At 31.6% G+C, this 15925-nt stretch carries 22 protein-coding genes, 2 pseudogenes and 1 riboswitch; of the genes and pseudogenes, 10 read left to right on the forward strand and 14 right to left on the reverse strand.

Translation table 11 applies throughout. The features are described 5' to 3' along the window. Both sufD and sufC read right to left on the reverse strand, forming a co-directional pair. Nucleotides 1–1291, reverse strand: a 1291-nt coding sequence (gene sufD, locus HMPREF3264_RS09110) for a Fe-S cluster assembly protein SufD (protein WP_070873108.1), incomplete at its 3' end; no start/stop codon positions are given. Between the two features lie 100 nt (nt 1292–1391). Further along, nucleotides 1392–2153, reverse strand: coding sequence for a Fe-S cluster assembly ATPase SufC (sufC, locus tag HMPREF3264_RS09115; RefSeq protein WP_002441672.1), 762 nt, complete (start codon nt 2151–2153; stop codon nt 1392–1394). Nucleotides 2154–2477: 324 nt separating this feature from the next. Here sufC and HMPREF3264_RS09120 point away from each other — a divergent pair, with 324 nt between their 5' ends. Continuing rightward, nucleotides 2478–3335: a polyprenyl-phosphate transporter PopT gene (locus HMPREF3264_RS09120; RefSeq protein ID WP_070873110.1), complete on the forward strand. Its 858-nt coding sequence runs from the start codon at nt 2478–2480 to the stop codon at nt 3333–3335. 71 nt (nt 3336–3406) lie between these two features. Here the strand turns inward: HMPREF3264_RS09120 and HMPREF3264_RS09125 are convergent, their stop codons facing one another. After that, the gene (locus HMPREF3264_RS09125) at nt 3407–3604 is read right to left on the reverse strand and encodes a CsbD family protein (RefSeq protein WP_002441669.1); all 198 of its coding nucleotides are present in this window, start codon (nt 3602–3604) and stop codon (nt 3407–3409) included. 164 nt (nt 3605–3768) lie between these two features. Between HMPREF3264_RS09125 and HMPREF3264_RS12810 the strand changes: the two genes are divergently transcribed. After that, entirely contained in the window at nt 3769–3924 is a 156-nt protein-coding gene (locus HMPREF3264_RS12810; RefSeq protein ID WP_176746830.1) for a hypothetical protein, read from the forward strand. A gap of 187 nt (nt 3925–4111) precedes the next feature. Here HMPREF3264_RS12810 and HMPREF3264_RS09130 read toward each other — a convergent pair whose 3' ends face one another. The 7 genes from HMPREF3264_RS09130 to HMPREF3264_RS09160 form a co-directional block, all read right to left on the reverse strand. Further along, nucleotides 4112–4921 (reverse strand): MetQ/NlpA family ABC transporter substrate-binding protein, encoded by an 810-nt coding sequence (locus tag HMPREF3264_RS09130; protein ID WP_070832239.1) that lies wholly within the window; start codon nt 4919–4921, stop codon nt 4112–4114. A gap of 20 nt (nt 4922–4941) precedes the next feature. After that, nucleotides 4942–5637 (reverse strand): methionine ABC transporter permease, encoded by a 696-nt coding sequence (locus tag HMPREF3264_RS09135; protein WP_002441663.1) that lies wholly within the window; start codon nt 5635–5637, stop codon nt 4942–4944. Further along, nucleotides 5630–6655: a methionine ABC transporter ATP-binding protein gene (locus tag HMPREF3264_RS09140; protein WP_070873111.1), complete on the reverse strand. Its 1026-nt coding sequence runs from the start codon at nt 6653–6655 to the stop codon at nt 5630–5632. The genes HMPREF3264_RS09135 and HMPREF3264_RS09140 overlap by 8 nt, the downstream gene beginning before the upstream one ends. Before the next feature lie 88 nt (nt 6656–6743). Then, nucleotides 6744–6846, reverse strand: a riboswitch (SAM riboswitch). Nucleotides 6847–6903: 57 nt separating this feature from the next. Next, nucleotides 6904–7200, reverse strand: coding sequence for a thioredoxin family protein (locus tag HMPREF3264_RS09145; protein WP_070873113.1), 297 nt, complete (start codon nt 7198–7200; stop codon nt 6904–6906). Next, entirely contained in the window at nt 7193–7579 is a 387-nt protein-coding gene (locus HMPREF3264_RS09150) for a toprim domain-containing protein (protein ID WP_002441658.1), read from the reverse strand. Before HMPREF3264_RS09150 ends, HMPREF3264_RS09145 begins: the two co-directional genes overlap by 8 nt. A 196-nt stretch (nt 7580–7775) precedes the next feature. Beyond that, nucleotides 7776–8156 (reverse strand): glycine cleavage system protein GcvH, encoded by a 381-nt coding sequence (gcvH, locus tag HMPREF3264_RS09155; RefSeq protein ID WP_070832245.1) that lies wholly within the window; start codon nt 8154–8156, stop codon nt 7776–7778. A 172-nt stretch (nt 8157–8328) separates the two neighbouring features. Further along, a complete protein-coding gene (locus tag HMPREF3264_RS09160) occupies nt 8329–8682 on the reverse strand; it encodes an arsenate reductase family protein (RefSeq protein ID WP_070832248.1) in 354 nt (117 codons plus the stop codon). A gap of 141 nt (nt 8683–8823) precedes the next feature. On the opposite strand from HMPREF3264_RS09160, the gene HMPREF3264_RS09165 reads away from it, so the two are divergent. Further along, complete coding sequence (locus tag HMPREF3264_RS09165) at nt 8824–9147, forward strand: thioredoxin family protein (RefSeq protein WP_070873115.1); 324 nt, start codon at nt 8824–8826, stop codon at nt 9145–9147. A gap of 77 nt (nt 9148–9224) precedes the next feature. Here HMPREF3264_RS09165 and HMPREF3264_RS09170 read toward each other — a convergent pair whose 3' ends face one another. Further along, nucleotides 9225–9767: a nitroreductase family protein gene (locus HMPREF3264_RS09170; protein WP_002441651.1), complete on the reverse strand. Its 543-nt coding sequence runs from the start codon at nt 9765–9767 to the stop codon at nt 9225–9227. A gap of 78 nt (nt 9768–9845) precedes the next feature. Continuing rightward, nucleotides 9846–10568 (reverse strand): type I 3-dehydroquinate dehydratase, encoded by a 723-nt coding sequence (aroD, locus tag HMPREF3264_RS09175; protein ID WP_070873117.1) that lies wholly within the window; start codon nt 10566–10568, stop codon nt 9846–9848. Between the two features lie 169 nt (nt 10569–10737). Between aroD and HMPREF3264_RS09180 the strand changes: the two are divergent. The 3 genes and pseudogenes from HMPREF3264_RS09180 (at nt 10738) to HMPREF3264_RS09190 (ending at nt 12877) form a co-directional block, all read left to right on the forward strand. Then, nucleotides 10738–11159: pseudogene (locus tag HMPREF3264_RS09180) on the forward strand (organic hydroperoxide resistance protein). Between the two features lie 393 nt (nt 11160–11552). Next, entirely contained in the window at nt 11553–12059 is a 507-nt protein-coding gene (locus HMPREF3264_RS09185) for a GNAT family N-acetyltransferase (protein WP_002441644.1), read from the forward strand. A gap of 197 nt (nt 12060–12256) precedes the next feature. Then, nucleotides 12257–12877 carry a LysE/ArgO family amino acid transporter gene (locus tag HMPREF3264_RS09190; protein WP_070873119.1) on the forward strand — a complete coding sequence of 207 codons (621 nt, stop codon included), beginning with the start codon at nt 12257–12259 and terminating at the stop codon, nt 12875–12877. 61 nt (nt 12878–12938) lie between these two features. Here the strand turns inward: HMPREF3264_RS09190 and HMPREF3264_RS09195 are convergent, their stop codons facing one another. Next, a complete protein-coding gene (locus HMPREF3264_RS09195) occupies nt 12939–13523 on the reverse strand; it encodes a histidine phosphatase family protein (protein ID WP_037541214.1) in 585 nt (194 codons plus the stop codon). A gap of 224 nt (nt 13524–13747) precedes the next feature. On the opposite strand from HMPREF3264_RS09195, the gene HMPREF3264_RS09200 reads away from it, so the two are divergent. Further along, entirely contained in the window at nt 13748–13984 is a 237-nt protein-coding gene (locus HMPREF3264_RS09200; RefSeq protein WP_002441638.1) for a hypothetical protein, read from the forward strand. Here HMPREF3264_RS09200 and HMPREF3264_RS09205 read toward each other — a convergent pair. Beyond that, nucleotides 13976–14179 carry a sterile alpha motif-like domain-containing protein gene (locus HMPREF3264_RS09205; protein WP_002441635.1) on the reverse strand — a complete coding sequence of 68 codons (204 nt, stop codon included), beginning with the start codon at nt 14177–14179 and terminating at the stop codon, nt 13976–13978. The two genes, HMPREF3264_RS09200 and HMPREF3264_RS09205, sit on opposite strands and share 9 nt — an antisense overlap. Nucleotides 14180–14621: 442 nt before the next feature. Here HMPREF3264_RS09205 and tsaA point away from each other — a divergent pair, with 442 nt between their 5' ends. The 3 genes and pseudogenes from tsaA (at nt 14622) to lnsA (ending at nt 15900) form a co-directional block, all read left to right on the forward strand. After that, the gene (gene tsaA, locus HMPREF3264_RS09210) at nt 14622–14879 is read left to right on the forward strand and encodes a type II toxin-antitoxin system antitoxin TsaA (RefSeq protein ID WP_002441634.1); all 258 of its coding nucleotides are present in this window, start codon (nt 14622–14624) and stop codon (nt 14877–14879) included. A gap of 29 nt (nt 14880–14908) precedes the next feature. Then, on the forward strand, nt 14909–15097 hold the full coding sequence (gene tsaT, locus HMPREF3264_RS09215; RefSeq protein ID WP_002441631.1) for a type II toxin-antitoxin system toxin TsaT: 189 nt from the start codon (nt 14909–14911) through the stop codon (nt 15095–15097). A 225-nt stretch (nt 15098–15322) separates the two neighbouring features. Continuing rightward, nucleotides 15323–15900: pseudogene (gene lnsA / locus HMPREF3264_RS09220) on the forward strand (lipoprotein N-acylation protein LnsA). The last annotated feature ends 25 nt before the right edge of the window (nt 15901–15925 follow it).

Raw genomic sequence — 15925 nt, forward strand, 5'->3', positions numbered from 1 at the left:
GTTCAATAACTTCTCTTAATTGACGTTTAACATCCTCGATTGGTAATTCGCGAACTACAGGATCTAAGAATCCATGAATAACTAAACGTTCTGCTTCTGTTCTTGAAATACCACGACTCATTAAGTAATACAATTGTTCAGGGTCTACACGACCTACTGATGCTGCGTGACCTGCTTCAACATCATCTTCATCTATTAATAGAATTGGGTTTGCGTCACCACGTGCATTCTCAGAAAGCATTAACACACGAGATTCTTGGTTAGCGATAGATTTCGTACCACCATGTTTAATATAACCAATACCGTTAAATACTGAAGATGCGTTTTCTTTCATTACACCATGTTTTAAGATGTAACCATCAGTTTCTTTACCATATTGTACAATTTTAGAAGTTAGGTTGATTTTTTGATCACCTGTACCTACAACAACTGATTTCAATTCACTTGTTGAACGGTCACCTACAAGGTTTGTTGTGTTGTCGATAATTTGACTACCTTCGTTCATTAAACCTAATGCCCATTTAATAGATGCATCAGCTTCAGTTGTACCACGACGAATAATGTGACCAGTGAAACCTTTATCTAAGTAATCTACTGAGCCATAAGCTACATTTGAATTTGCTCCAGCAATCACTTCTGAAACAATATTAATTTGATTACCTTCACCACTTGCGTTAGATAAATAGTTCTCTACATAAGTAACTTCAGCGCTTTCTTCAGTCACAATGATAACGTGGTTGTAGAAACTAGCATTCTCATCATCATGTAACACAACGTATTGAATTGGATGTTCAACTACTACATTCTTAGGTACATAGACGAATACACCACCATTAATTAATGCAGTGTGTAAAGCTGTTAAACGATGTTCATCAATGTCTACAGCTTCAGTCATAAAATATTTTTGAACCAAGTCACTATGATTAACTAATGCTTCTGATAAACCTTCGATAATCACACCATCATTTTTAGCTTGATCCGACACTTGAGTATAAGCTAAATCGTTATTATGTTGGATGACTAAGTTTTCAGTGTTCTCCACATCAATGATTTGCTTTACTGATTCTGGTAGTTCATCAAGATTATTATATGCACTACCTTTTGTTTCGTGTTGTTTAAATGTATCAAAGTTCCATTTTCGTAATTTTGTTTTGTCAGGTTTTGGCATTTCTAAAGTTTCTGTTAATTCCAACGCTTTTTTACGTAATTCTGTCATCCAAGAAGGTTCATTGTGCGCTTTTGAATAATCAACAAGTTGTGCTTCAGAAATGTTCAAAGTTTCAGTTGTCATAACTTTCTTTTCCTCCTGCTTGATGAAATAGTTTGTTGCTCGGCATGTTCATTTTCATCATTAAAAGTGAACATCTCAATGTTAAAAGTCTGATTGACGACTATTCAGTTGCACCAAATTCTTCTTTAACCCATTCGTAACCTTCTTCTTCAAGGCGTTTAGCTAATTCTGGTCCACCAGATTTAACAACTTTACCACCATACATAACGTGTACTTTATCCGGTGTAATATAGTTTAATAAACGTTGATAGTGCGTAATCATTAATGCGCCAAAGTCTTCTCCACGCATTTGATTAATACCTTTAGATACAACTTTCAATGCGTCAATGTCTAAACCTGAGTCAATTTCGTCTAAAATAGCAAATTTCGGTTCTAACATCATTAATTGTAAGATTTCGTTACGTTTTTTCTCCCCACCAGAGAAACCTTCATTTAAATAACGTTGCGCCATGTCTTGGTCGATATCTAAGAAATCCATTTCTTTGTCTAACTTCTTAATAAATTGCATTAAGTTGATTTCTTGTCCTTCTTCACGTTTTGCATTGATAGCTGAACGCATAAAGTCAGCGTTAGTAACGCCAGTGATTTCTGAAGGATATTGCATAGCTAGGAATAAACCAGCTTTAGCTCTCTCATCAACTTCTAATTCTAAGATATTGACGCCGTCTAGTAATACTTCCCCCTGAGTCACTTCGTAAGATGGGTGTCCCATGATTGCAGATGATAATGTTGATTTACCAGTTCCGTTTGGCCCCATGATTGCATGTATTTCACCTGTGTTGACAGTTAAATTTACACCTTTTAAAATTTCTTTATCCTCAATAGACACATGTAGGTCTTTGATTTCTAATGTTGATGACATTTATATTCCCTCCGTAAAATATAAAGTTTTCTTAACTAGTTTATAATAATTTTAATCTGTAGTCAAAAAGACTTAGTGATATTCAATTCTCTTTATTATAACGCACTTAGTTGCTAATATAAACTTTTTGAACCACTAATTTAGATTTATTCTTTAAATAAAATTATTTTTATCTAACGCGTAAAATTTCATTAAATGATAAACAAGCTCTTAATTTCTCAATAGCCAATTTTTAGACATATTAAAGTATTTATTGCCCTAAAATTTCATTTCTATGATATGATGCACTTTAACCTTTAAATCATTTATAGAAAGGAGCCATTCATGAACAATTTCAAATGGATTAATATCCTTAAAGGTTTTGGTATGGGCACCAGCGATTTAGTTCCCGGCGTGAGCGGTGGAACAATTGCCTTACTATTAGGTATATATGACGGATTTATTAGTTCAATTAGTGGGCTGTTTTCCAAACGGTTTTGGCCTAGCCTCAAATTTTTACTTCCTATTATAATAGGAATGGGTTTAGCCATAGCAATATTAAGTAACTTATTTAATTATTTGTTAAGCCGCCACGAAATTTCTACAATGTTCTTTTTTACTGGACTAATCATCGGTATTATTCCATATCTACTTGAAGTTTCAGATTTCAAGCGTACCTTCGAAACTAAACATTATTTAATGGTGCTAGCAGGCATCGTCATTTTAGTTGTAATTACTCTTCTAAATAACGGTGATAAACACTCCGGCGAAACATTATCTTTATCTTTTAGTCTTATTATTAAATATTTTATAGCTGGAATGTTTGCCTCTAGTGCAATGCTACTACCCGGTATTTCTGGGTCATTTATGTTATTAGTTTTTGGTGCGTATGGCACAGTAATGTTCTCAATTTCTGAACTTGTTAAGTTGAATTTTTCAGCATTACCTATTTTACTTATCGTTGGTTTAGGAATTCTCACTGGATTTATGGTATCTAGTCGCATTATTCAATATTTTTTACATCATCACAGTACTATGACCTTCGCTCTAATCATTGGTTTTGTTATTGGATCAATTTTCGCAGTTTATCCAGGTCTTCCTGAAAATGGATTAACCTGGGCGATTTCTTTAACAACATTAATTGTAGGTTTCCTAATAAGTCTAAGCTTAGGTCGTATGACAGCTCATAATGAAACATCATAACAAGCTAGAACACAACAAAGCCCTCAAGTACGTTTCTGTACATGAGGGCTCATTTAAGTGGTTAGACAACCTTAGTTGTCTCCTTTATTACCTTTGAATTTATCAATAACGTCATTTGCTTTTTCTTTTGCGTTATCTACAAATTCTTTTGCTTTACCAGAAGTTTTGTCTTCTTTACCTTCTTGTTCTAAATCTTTATTGTCTGTAGCATTACCTACTGTTTCTTTAATATTACCTTTAGCTTGTTCAAATTTGTTATCTTCAGCCATTGTAATTTCCTCCTTATGACTTTTATCTCTATCATTTATACCCTCTAAAATATAAATTAAACATACATCTACTGTTAAAAGCTTAATTTTTAACTTAAAAAGATTGCTTTATACTTTAATTTTCATATATTAAAAGTACCTAAAATGATTTAAGGAGTGACGTTATGAATTTCGTCAACATTACATCTATGACTGAAAGTGGACTCAATAAGAAAGTGAATCGTTTTTTTGAACAAAATCCAAATATAGAAATTCTAAAATTTGATTATCAAATGGGATACGGTGGTGTAGGTGTAGGCATACTATATAAAGTATTATAATATTTAATTAAAAAATCGAGACTGGGACATATTAAATACCTCAGTCTCTTTTAACATATTGGCAGTAGATGTCTGGATTGAAAGTGCGCTTACATCAAGCTTCTCTCAATCCTAGACATCCTTGCCGGGGCGGGAAAACGAAATTAATTTTGTTAAATTATATTTCTGTCCCGCTCCCGATTTTTTGTTACTTAGCAGGCACCACGGCACCATCATATTTATCTTTAATGTAGTCTTGAATTTCTTTAGATTGTAATACTTCCATTAAAGCTTTGATTTTTTTATCATCTTTATGTCCTTTTTTAACAGCGATTAAGTTAGCATATGGATTATCTTTAGCATTTTCTAATGCGATAGAATCTTTCTTAGGACTTAATTTTTGATCGATTGCGTAGTTAGAGTTAATGATGACTGCATCAGCTTTTTGGTTTTGATAGATTTTAGGTAAGTATTCAGCAGATTGTTTGTCGTTAAATTTAATATCTTTCTTGTTTTCAGTGATGTCACTGAATTTAGCGTCTTCAATTTTAACGCCTTTTTTAAGTTTAATTAAACCTTCATCTACGAAGAATTTTAAGAAACGACCTTGTTCAGCAGGGTTATTTGAAACATAAACTGTTGCACCTTTAGGTAAGTCTTTTAAACTTTTGTACTTTTTAGAGTACACAGCCATTGGTTCAAGTTCTACGTTTCCTGCAGATTCAATTTTATATCCTTTTTCTTTACTTTCAGTTTTTAAGTATGGCGTATGTTGGAAGAAGTTAGCATCAATTTCGCCTTTATCTAATAATTTATTAGGTGTAGTGTAATCGTTAATTGTTTTAATTTGTAAATCGTAACCTTTTTTCTTCAATAATGGTTTAGCTTTTTCTAAAATTTCAGCATGAGGTGCTGGTGATGCACCTACTGTGATTGTTTTGCTCTTGTCGCCACCGCCACAAGCAGCTAAAGCAACTGTTAATGCTAATACTAAAATTATTCCTAAGATTTTTTTCATTGAACATTGTCCCCTTTTCTTTAGCGTTTATCAATTTTATTTGTAAGCCAATCCCCTAGGAATTGAATTATAAATACTATGATTAAGATGAATACAGTTGAAACTAAGATGACATCATTTTGATTTCGTGTGAAACCAGTTAAGTAGGCTAAGTTACCTAAACCACCGGCACCAATGACACCAGCTATAGCAGTTGAACCGACTAAAGCAATAGCTGTCACAGTAATACCTGAAACTAACGCAGGCATCGCCTCAGGAAGTAGTACCTTGCGTACGACTGTCCAAGTATTCGCACCCATTGACCAAGCCGCTTCGATAACTCCCTTATCAATTTCTTTGAAGGCAATTTCTACTAAGCGAGCATAAAATGGTGCTGCACCGATAATAAGTGCTGGTAAAGCGCCTGTTGGTCCACTAATCGTTCCAAGAATTACACTTGTAAACGGTATAAGTAATAAAATTAAAATGATAAATGGTATCGCTCTAAATAAGTTAACTATAAATGAAACAATTGTGTAGAAAACTCGAGCTGCTGGTGAATGACTTTTCGCAGATAAGAAAAGTAACACCCCTAAAATCAAACCAAAGATGAAAGCAAATATAGTAGAAACAACAGTCATATATAGTGTCTCTAATATTGCTTGCCATACATCTGGCCACTGAACATTAGGCATTGTAAACATTTCGTGGAATATTTCGCCATATGATTTACCCATGTTTCAACACCTCCACATTCACATGTTGTTGATGAAGATCACTCTTAAATTGTTCAAAGTTATCACTATCAATATGCGGTATTTGAATAACTAAAAAGCCTATAGAACCACTCTTAGTATTCTTGATATTAGCTTCAAGAATATTAACGTCTATATTATGTGTTTTAGTAATATATGAAACAATAGGTTCTGTCGTATTATCCCCAGTAAAGTTTAATCTCACTATGTAAGAATCACTCGCTAATGGTTCTAATTCATCTAGAGCATCTTCAAAGTCATCATTTAAATCATCCTTAACAAAACGTTTAGTAACTGAATGTTGTGGATTTTCAAATACTTCGCTAACTTTTCCTTGTTCTATGACTTTACCGTTTTCCATTACTGCGACTTCATCGCAAATGCGTCTAATCACATGCATTTCATGAGTAATTAATACGATTGTAAGGTTTTGTTGTTCCCTTACCTTAAGTAATAAGTCTAGAATTTCATCAGTAGTTTGAGGGTCTAAAGCACTCGTTGCTTCGTCACAGAGTAAAACATCAGGGTCATTTGCTAATGCTCTAGCTATACCTACTCTTTGCTTTTGTCCACCTGATAATTCTGATGGATACGCACTCTCTCTGCCTTTCAATCCTACGAGTTCCACAAGTTCAAGTGCTTTTTGCTTCGCTCTACCACTCGGTACTCCTGCAATTTCAAGTGGGAAAGTAATATTTTTTAATACGGTTCTTGACCATAATAAGTTGAAATGTTGGAAAATCATACTTACTTTTTGTCGTTTTTTACGCAACTCTGATTTGGATAATTTACTAATATTGTCACCATCAATAATGACATCTCCAGACGTAGGCGCTTCTAGATTGTTAAACATTCTAATTAGCGTACTTTTACCTGCACCAGAGAAACCAATAACGCCAAAAATCGAGCCTGATTCAATATTTAAATCAACGTGATCAACTGCTAGAACATCTTTGTTCTTAGTATGATATCGTTTCACTATTTGGTTTAACTCAATCACGTTAATAGCCTCCTTAAATTGCTTATATAAATTAAAAAATGCTTCCTCAATCTTTAGAGAGTTGAGAAAGCATTTGTATATCTTCTTTCTCTCATCTTCTAAAGTTAAACTTTATGTGAATTGGCACCATTTCTATATCAGACGGTTGCCGGGCTTCGTAGGGCACATCCCTCCACCTCTCTCGATAAGAGTTTACGCATCATTTAATTTGTTTTAATCCTACCACCGTACTAAAGTTTCGTCAATAACTATTTTAAATTTTCTAACAAATAAGGGACTGATTGAAAAGCATAGATTCTTTTTACTTCTTGATCCTTATTCATCACCAATAAAACAGGCACTGACATAATTTCTTTTTCTTTACTAAATTCAGGATGAAAATTAAGATCCACCTTTTTAATCGGAAGCTGTAAAATATCATTCGCAATATCTAACATTCTTTCTGAAACTTTACACGTTCCACACATTGGCGTATAGCCAAATATAAGATGTTTCTCTTCATTATAATTTTCTGTTATATCTTCAAGATCAATTGAACTATTCATTAACTAGAACTAACCTTTCAGTGTTTAAATTAGGCATGAGATTCTTTTCTTTTTTCACTGAGAAACCATATCTATTCAAAACATTAGCTAAATAATTTTTCGGACATTTCGCAACTTCACAATATGTTTTATCAACATATATGTGTTCACTTTCGCTTAAATATCGTTTAAACCATTTTCTAATTTTTTCTCCTTCGTCATCAGAATCTGCAAGAACATAAACTTGTTTACCATAAAGTGATTCTATCATATCATCAATTTTATCTATACTCATGGTCCCATGTGTACAAATAATACTTACTGGCTCTGCGATAACTTGTTGCACTCTTTTCTTATCCGATTTACCTTCAACAATGATAACTTTATTCACAATAGTCATGTCAATCCACCTTCTAAGCGTCGATAGTTAACTGTCACTTAAACCATTCACAGAATTTAGAAAAACTAAACATCACAACGGGCAAACTTACATATGGTTAATGAAAACTAAACACTGATTTAAAATAAAGTGTAAAAATTCTTTTATATTATAAATAAAACTCCTTGATTAAAATAATCGAGGAGTTTAACACATGCTATTCACCAATCATTTCTGAATATTGGTCTGCTGATAATAATGCATCTAATTGACTTTCGTCATTCATTTCTACTTTAACCATCCATGCTTTTTCGTATGGTGATTCATTAACGAATTCTGGGCTATCTTCTAATTCTTCGTTGATTTCTACAATTTTACCTGAGATAGGCGCGTATAATTCTGATACAGTTTTAACAGATTCTACACTACCAAAAGTATCGCCTTCATTTAATTCGTCATCTGTTTCAGGTAGTTCAACAAATACAATGTCGCCTAACTCGTTTTGAGCGTACTCTGTAATACCAATTGTTGCTACATTATCTTCTATTTTAACCCATTCATGTTCTTTAGAATATTTAAATTCGCTCGGTACTGCCACGAGAATCCCCTCCTAATTATTAATTACATTTTAATGATGCCACACTGATATAGTTCAATCAACTATTATCTAAAAGAATTAATATGATAAAATTCGTATTTATTTATGTAAAACACGATATTTGATACATTTTCATTTCTAATGTTCACTTTTTACGACGAGTGTTAAAAAATTATATCCAAGTATTTTTGTACGTTTCTTCTTTAAAACCTAAAGTGATTTTTTCTCCAGAGATAGCTAGTGGACGTTTTACCAACATTCCATCAGATGCTAATAAATCTAATTTTTCATCATCTGACATGTCTTTTAATTTATTTTTCAAATCAAGTTCACGATATTTAGCACCATGTGTATTAAATAATTTATTTATTTCTACACCTGTTTTGTCAATAATATCTTCAAACTCTTTTTTAGTAGGTGTGTGTTGAACAATATCGATAGGTTCGTAGCTCACACCATATTCATCTAAAAATTTAGCGGCTTTCTTGCAAGTCGTACAATTTGAATATTGATAAAATTTTATCATATGTTTATTACCTCCTTATCTCTATTAAGACAAATATATCATTTTCTATAAGAAAACGCTCTACTTTTTAGGCTAATATTTTTATAAAAAAGATATCATTCGTTATAATAAATTTACTAATATTGAAAGGGAGTATAAATGATGCAAGGTATTCATAAAACTGAAGATTTTAATTCAACAATTAACAGTAATCATCCAGTTATTGTAAAATTTGAGGCCGATTGGTGTCCTGATTGTAAAGCAATGGATATGTGGATTGATTCTATTGTTGAGAAATATAATAACTATAGCTGGTACGTCGTAGACCGTGATGAATTAGAAGATGTAACCACTGAAAATGACGTAATGGGTATTCCTAGTATTTTAATTTTCCAAAATGGTGAAAAATTAGCGCATTTACATTCAGCAAATGCGAAATCTCAAGAACAAGTGGAATCATTTTTAGATGAAAATTTAAATCAATAAAAGTTAAAGGAGCTTTCTCTACTGTTTAATGTAGGGAAAACTCCTTTTTTATTTTCATACACTCAATTTTTTAAACCTTATTCAAATTCAGTGATTAAATTTTTATTTTTACGTTGTGCTTTAGTTGGTTCTACTTCTAAATCTGTAAGATATAAGAAACCAGCTAAAATTTCATCATTTTTAATATCTAAAGCTTTACGCACTTTAGGCTCGAAAATGTAATGTGGTGATTTCCAACATGTTCCGATACCCGCTTCATATAAGAGAAGCATTAAATTTTGAGCAAATGCCCCAAATGCAAAGTAATTTTCACGACTTTGTCTTTGTCTAGGATCATCTTTTAAGATTAATAATAATAAACCTCCTAGATTTGTTACTGCATTATAATGGTCTTCTCTTTTTTCAGGATTATCAGGAAATGCAAATCTCGTAATATCCTGACTGAAATCACCTAATTTATCTTTTGCAACATGAACGACTCTCCAAGGTTCTCTCATTCCGTGATTTGGAGCGTCTGTAGCTTTTTCGACAGCATCATATAATGCCTTATCGTCAATAACCATATCATGTTTAAATTTCTTGATACTTCTTCTATTAGATATAGCTTCTTGTAATTCCACTTTAATTCGCTCCTTCTACGTTCGTTGATAACAATTATCAATTATAATTCACAGTCACATTTTATTCAACTTTTCTGTTTATGATTCATAAAATTGGAGTTGCTGTTTCAACTCCTTAACATGAATCTGACCAGGAGCTTGCGGTTCTCCCAAACAACCATACGAAACTGCACCGCCGAAGACGCCTTGAGCTGTACGACTGATTACACCTAATTTAGACATCGAGATGCCAATCACTTGATATGGCGTACTATCAGAAGTCACACTCATCGCCTCTAATAAATGTAAGACATCCTCTTTACTATGAGGCATCACTGCTAACTTCAAATATTGTGGTGACAATTTTTGCATTTTGAAATAAATAAATTTTAATTCCTCTAATGAAGGCGTCTCTTGAAAATTATGATGCGATAACACTACTTTTAGACCATTCTCTTGCGCGTGTTGAATTAACTTACCGTAAACCTCTACATCTATGGACGCGTTCCATTCAATATCTAACATATCAAACTGTGCATGTTGGATTAACTTATACAGTAACTCTAAATATTCAGTTTCTCCAATATCCCCTCTACCGCCTTGAGTTGATGTTCGATACGTCACAAGGATTTTACAATTCATATTCAATTGTTTTAATTGATGAATGGTCGTTTCAAATTGTTCCATATTAAAGTCGATCCATTGGTCTATTCTTAACTCCACAATATCAATCGAATCTCTATATTGGTAAATATCATTTAAGAGTGTTTGTGAAATTTGATTTTCCGGTGCAATTGTAGCTGCCACATCAACATGTGTCATAGTATATACCTCGTTTCTAACATCGTATTAAACTTATTTTATATTAATTGCTTTATCACTTACAAATTGCTGTTATTTAATTCATTTTCCTGAAAATGAAATTCTCTATGATTTAAAAAATTAGTCATCGGGTAGTACACAAGTATAATGAATTTAGGAGGTAATCATAATGGCAGTTCAATATGAAACTAAAGCTACAAACGTAGGTGGACGTAAAGGACATGTTCACACTGACGATAACGCAATAAATGTAGACGTATTACCACCACAACAAGCTGACGGAAAAGCTACAAACCCTGAACAATTATTTGCAGCAGGCTATGCTTCATGCTTTAACGGTGCATTTGATCTTATCTTAAAACAAAATAAAGTACGTGACGCTGAACCTGAAGTCACATTAACTGTACGTTTAGAAGATGATCCAGATGCAGAAAGTCCAAAACTAAGTGTCGATATTGACGCAAAAGTTAAAAACGTTTATCACAAGAAGATGCAGAAAAATATTTAAAAGATGCACATGACTTCTGTCCATATTCTAAAGCAACACGTGGCAATATCGATGTTAACTTAAATGTAGAAGTTGTAGATTAATAATAATAAATAGTAATTGAATATATTAGAGGTTCAACCACCAACAAATTTACGTATTTTGTTGGTGGCTTTTTTATATCTAAATTCAGTAAGCTTATAAATTGTATACACCTGAAATAAAATTTATTAAGATTTAGTAAATAGAGTTAAATGAATAAATATTTCGTTAAAATAGTGCGTATTAAAATCATTTCAAGCGACAAGAAGTTCTTAATATTTAAAATAATAGTTTTAATATTAAAATTTACGCTTAAATATATTTTCAGAAATGTTTTTTGTTATCATAAAACGATTATTGCGTATTTTTAATAATTCTTTTATTATGTATTTGATAAGTCTCTTTAACTAAAGGTATTTTATAATTTTGTATTTTCTTTAAATCTGGAGGTCAACATGAACAATATCCGTTTATTAAATAATGATGATTTAGAAGCATATAAAGAGTTAATGTCAAACGGTTACCATAATTACGCATGGGATCGCTATTATTTAGAAAATGTTTCGGAAGATTGCCTTAAAACCATTCTTTCTCAAGAAACAAAATATTGGAATATTTTTGGTGCATTTGAAGATGACCAGCTTGTCGCTACTTGTACGTTAAAACAAATGAAATTTGTAAGTAAGCGTCATAAAGCGATTCTTGAAAATAATTTTGTTAAAAATAATGATGAAATCATCAATAGAGAATTGATTAATCATATTATTGAATACGCTAAGACTCAAAATATTGAAATGTTAATGACTACTATCGCTTCTAACAATATTAGTGCCAAAGTTTTCTTTAGTTCTATCGGTTTTGAAAATCTAGCTTTTGAAAAAAATGCGAGCAAAATTGATGACGAATACCTTGATGAAAACTGGTTGATTTATTATGTTTGTGATCATTTAGCTAACTCATAATTGAATATATCAACAATTTTGTACGTATATGGGGTATCTCACATCATACCCTATCTACGATATATTCGATATTTATCTCTTCAATGACTTTAACCACTTTTTAAATCTGGTGAAAAGTAAATGCATTCACTTTATTTTTAAGATATAATTAATTTGAATTTTCTAAATTTTCATTTATTAAAGTGATGTGATTTAAAATGATTGAAGCTATTTTACATGCTTTCCTTTTGGCGCTCGGGCTTATACTTCCATTAGGTGCCCAAAATATATTTGTTTTTAACCAAGGGGCCACCCAACCACAACTCGTTAAAACATTACCAGTTATTATTACAGCTGGATTATGCGACACTATACTCATAAGTTTAGCCGTTCTAGGTGTTTCACTCGTACTCATGTCCTTACCTACTTTACAACTTGTGATATATATTTTCGGTCTTATTTTCCTATTTTATATAGCTTGGACACTTTGGAATGAGAAAACTCAGAATGTTAAACAGGACAGCGGTCTGTCCGCATCAAAACAAATAAGTTTTGCCCTTTCCGTTTCTCTTTTAAATCCTCATGCAGTAATGGACACAATTGGTGTGATAGGAACAAGTGCGTCAGCATACGTTGGTTACGAAAAGTTTGCTTTTACATTAACGTGTATTTCAGTTTCATGGATATGGTTCATTTTCTTAGCGTTAGCAGGAAAATCAGTAGGTTCTTTAGATAAAAACGGTAAGCTATTAATCTTTGTAAATAAACTATCTAGTATCATCATTGTTATTGTAGCTTTAATAATAGTGCAAAAAATATTCATGCTCCTTTTCAAATAAAAAAGCTCATCAACCACTTGTACCATTTAATTTCTTACAAGTAAGTTGATGAGTTTTATTTTTAAACGATTGGATCAATAATCTCTACAAATTTGAATTCATTATTATCATATTCAAATTTTGCTATATGGCAATTACCCATATCATATTTACTGCCCTCGTCATAACCAAGAATCACTCTTATAAATAAGCCAATTGTACTACCATGACTTACAGCTAAAACTGTGTCACCATTCGAGTTTTGCATGATTTTTTCAAGAGTATGATAGACACGAGTTTCAACTTCCTCTCGAGACTCTCCCTCAAACGGAACAATTTTGTCACCATACAAAAATTTAGGATCATAAGTTGCATTCAATAGACTAACACTTTCACCCTCAAATAAACCAAAACTCCATTCTTTAATGCCTTTTAAACGTTGATAATTTCGCTCAGGAGCAACATTCTCTAATGTATCACTAGCGCGCTCTTGTGATGATGAAACAAGCGTATCAAACGTAATATTATGAGTTTCGAAATATTTTCGTGCAGCCTGAGCTTGTTGAATACCTAGTGATGTTAAGGGTGAATCACTAGCGCCTTGTATTTTACCTTTTAAATTAAAAACTGTTTGACCATGTCGCATTAAATATAATGTTTTAGTCAAAATAAACACCTCTTCAATAACAATTACTTAAATTATTCTAAACGAATAGATTCTCTCTTTTTATCCCCTTCATTTAATCACTAAAGAAAACAGAAGTAAACGAAATCTATCAGTTTTAAAAAAAATATACAAATTGACGTATTTGACTATTAAATTGTTTGAAAGTTGCGACCTTGGGTAAAACTTAACATCAGGTTTACATTTATTATAAGGAGTGTTTTGCTATGGATAGTCATAATCAATGCAATTATGTAAATCCTAATACAGTCTCGTTAGACTGGGAATGTTTCATTATTAGTAAAACTGATATGTTGTTAGACGGTGTTCCAAGAGAATTGATTAATACATGGTTAGATGAAGATGTTATTGAACCATTTTCCATTCGAAATAATGAAATTAATTTTAAAACAAAAGACGTGTGGGAAGCACTAAATACTCATAATTGGTACTATTCAAATTAATTTATATAAACTAATCGCTCTATTTGTACTCTCAATTAAATTGTGATCTCGATAATGAGTCATCACGTACGTGCGAATTTCTTTATTATTTTTCTCTTCTCGGGGAAAATGAGTATCTTCTAGGATATGATTAGCTAAACTACCTAACGGCGTATCATCATTTACAAAACCTAACATAAAATCATAAAAAGTCATTAAATCTCTTCCCTTTTATAAAATTGATTAAAATCAATCATTTAATTAAAAGCTTGCTATTAATCATACCAAAATAGTCGAGATTGTCTATGTGCAAAATTTCTTTTTTTGCACATTTTTTACATAAATTCTTCAGAATTTTAAACCCTCAAAAATCTTCATACTTTAATCACTCTCAAAAAATAAGTAATCATCATACTTCCAAGCCATAATTATAGCAATAATGATAACTTTTAAATCTTCGATTGATTTTTGTCGAAATCATGACTCTTTAAATTAAGAAACGTTTTTGTCATTGTATATATTTGTTTTACAATGCTTTCTAATTGTGCATAAATAAAAATGTAAAATGTATTTATTTACCTATCTGTATTAAATGATATGATATTATAGTATATAAATGACCTTTTGCTATTCATGTGTCTAATGAGGTGAAACACCTATGAAAATAATTAGTGTAAATGTGATTAATATCATCTTAACCGTACTATTTATAGCTTTTAATGTACTCATTACCTATAATGCAAACGTTGATAATCACCTATGGTTAATACCAGGATTATGTATTTGTGGTATTGCTTTATTTACGAGTTTAACAATAGCAATTATTTATACTGATCTTTTAAGTGAAATTTTGTTCTTTATTAATATTGTCTTAGCACTTTACTATATTTATCCAATTTTTTATGACTTCCTATAGGGAAAATATTGATATAAGGAGGGAGTAAGATGAATTTACATTTTCAAATATTATTATGGCTTTCAATTATATTCATTGTTGCAGGTGCAATTATTTTAGCCATTATGCTTAAAACGAAAAAAGAAGAGAGAAAAGAATCTTATTTAGGTTTTACGGTTATTTTCTTAATTTTCGGATTTGCAATGCTCATTTATACATTTATTTTTGGTATATTATAAATTTCAATTTCACTTTTATGAACAAAAATTTTTACAGAACAGTATTGATGTATTGAATTTTAATGAAAATTGTTTACACTTTGTCACTCAGTTACAATCACGTAACTGAGTTTTTAATTTTTCTATTTGATAATCCATTTCTTGAAATTAATGTTTAATTTTCACAGATATTAATTTAATATAGTAATTAATTTAATGACTCAATTTAAGGAGTTTTCACTAATAATGAAAGCGATACATAAATACATATACTTAATTATTGCCCTTTTCATTGTATTAGTAGCATTTTTTTCGATAAATGAATTTACCAAAAATAAAGATGCTGTCGCGACAAATGATAATAATGACTTCAAACTTAAACCTGGAGATATCGTAATCACTAAAGGTCCAGTGTTATACGGGTTCTTCGGGCATTCTAGCATCGCAATCGATGAAGATACCGTTCTTCAAATTGAAGGTCCTGGCGATAAACCTATCACTGAATCATTTGAATCTTATAAGCACCGATTCGGTACGGGGAATGGATTAAAGTTTATCGTAGTGTTAAACCAGGTGCTGGTCAAAACGCCGCTAACTGGGTTAAACGTCATTATGAGAATAGTCACAGTCGCTATCTAGTCACACTTAATTTAAAAAGTACGAAATATACATATTGTACAAAAATAATTTATCAAGCATATAAATATGGTGTTGATCAAAATGCCGTGAGTGATCATGGATTATACATTATTTCTCCATATGCATTAAAAGATAATTTCACCAAAGATTATCAATTAAAGTTAGTTAAAAGTATTAAAAATTAAACCCTCCAAATGATAGCGTAGAGAT

Source organism: Staphylococcus sp. HMSC62A08 (assembly GCF_001839105.1).
GTDB classification, from domain to species: Bacteria; Bacillota; Bacilli; order Staphylococcales; family Staphylococcaceae; genus Staphylococcus; species Staphylococcus caprae.